2 protein-coding genes and 1 pseudogene are annotated in these 1,512 nt (G+C 66.5%); all 3 read right to left on the bottom strand.

Annotation, left to right across the window (positions count from 1 at the left end; all coding sequences use genetic code 11):
• The coding region (locus M4J40_RS13440) for a UxaA family hydrolase (RefSeq protein ID WP_251754648.1) at window positions 1–437 on the bottom strand (437 nt) is incomplete at its 3' end.
• A 99-nt stretch (window positions 438–536) separates the two neighbouring features.
• Window positions 537–905 carry a hypothetical protein gene (locus M4J40_RS13435; RefSeq protein ID WP_251754647.1) on the bottom strand — a complete coding sequence of 123 codons (369 nt, stop codon included), beginning with the start codon at window positions 903–905 and terminating at the stop codon, window positions 537–539.
• A gap of 241 nt (window positions 906–1,146) precedes the next feature.
• A pseudogene (locus M4J40_RS22620) lies at window positions 1,147–1,410 on the bottom strand (altronate oxidoreductase); the annotation flags it as partial.
• Window positions 1,411–1,512: the final 102 nt, after the last annotated feature.

Raw genomic sequence — 1,512 nt, 5'->3', positions numbered from 1 at the left:
TTCTCCACCGCCTTGGCGATGTTGTCGGCGAGGCCGTTGATGCAGCCGACCAGCGGCACGATGAAGAGGTCGTTGCGAATGCCGATGTCGCCATTCACCCGCTCATAGGCGGCGATCGTCGGGATAGGGCCGCCGTTCTGCGGACGGGCCGCGACGTTGCCGGCGTAGCTGTAGTCGAGGATGTCGCCGAGCGCGGTCTTGAGATTATGGACGTGGACATGCGCCCCTCGGGCGATCGCCTCGCGGGCGATGCCGATCACCGCGCCGTATTTGATCACCTTGTCACCGGCAGCGATGTCCTTCAGGGCGAACTTGTGCGCCTGCGGCACGTCGTCGCCGAGCGTGAGACCGAAGGCGTCGATCACGGTGCCCTTGGCGAGCGGCTCGAGGGCGACGGCGACGCTGTCATCGGGGTGGATCTTGAGAACGCGCGGCATGGCTCTCATCCTTGGGACTTGAGGCGAAGGGACCGGCGCCACGAAAGCGCCGGTCTTTGACATATGGGGACAGGGCATCGCCCCGTCAGATAGGCCCGCTCAGCGGGCGTCGATCAACTGGCCAAGACGCTCGATGCTCATCGGCTCGGCGGTCAGCGCGGCGAAGTCGGCGAGGACGGCGCTCCTGAGCGCCGGCGTGTCGATCGACTTGCCCCAGAAGGCGGCCTCGCTGAGATAGGCGGCGATCATCGTCTCGCGGCCCTTGTCCGTGCCGTCGTCGAGCGCGCCGATCGCCTTCACCTTGGCGAGGATGTCGGCACCGTCGCGCGGCGGATAGGCCTCCGAACCCTTGAAGCGGCCGAGGTAGAACACCAGCCAGGCGGCGAGCGCCAGCGTCATCAACGGCGCCGGCTTGCCGTTTCGATCCATGTAGGCGAGGAGACGGTAACCGGTCGAGGAACTTCGCACCCACCTTGGTGGTGACCGCCTCGCCCACCGTCTCGACGCCGGAGATCAGGCTGAGGGCGCAGAGCGCGGTATGAGCGCCATTGAGGATCGCCACCTTGCGCGCCTTGTAGGGCGTGGCGTCGGGAACGACGACGGTATCGGGATCGTGCTGGGCCAGCGGCAGGCGCAGCTCCGGCTGGCCGGGCTTCTGCTCGATGACGAAGAAGTGGAACAGCTCGCCGGTGGTCATGAACCGGTCGGTATAGCCGAGCTCCCGCTCGATCGCCTCGGCGTCGGCCTTCGGATAACCCGGCACGATGCGGTCGACCAGCGTGTTGTAGAAGGCGTTGGCCTCCTTCACCCAGGCGATGAAGGCGGGCTCGAGGCTCCATTCCTCGGCATGCCGCAGCACGATGCGGCGGAGCTCGTCGCCGTTGTGGTCGATCAGTTCGCAGGCGATCATCTGCCAGCCGGCATCAAGCTTGCCGCCGAACGCCTTCCAGCGCTCGTGCAGCAGGCGCGTCATCTTGGCCGGGAAGGAGGCCTGCGGCGCATCCGTATACTTGACCGTCGGCACATAGGCGATGCCGGCGTCGGTGGTGTTGGAGATGACGACGGTGATCTCCGG

It is taken from the genome of Pleomorphomonas sp. JP5, assembly GCF_023721815.1.
Lineage (GTDB): Bacteria > Pseudomonadota > Alphaproteobacteria > Rhizobiales > Pleomorphomonadaceae > Pleomorphomonas.
The sequence above is the reverse complement of the archived record's forward strand: the minus strand, read 5'-3'. Positions and strand labels throughout refer to the sequence as shown.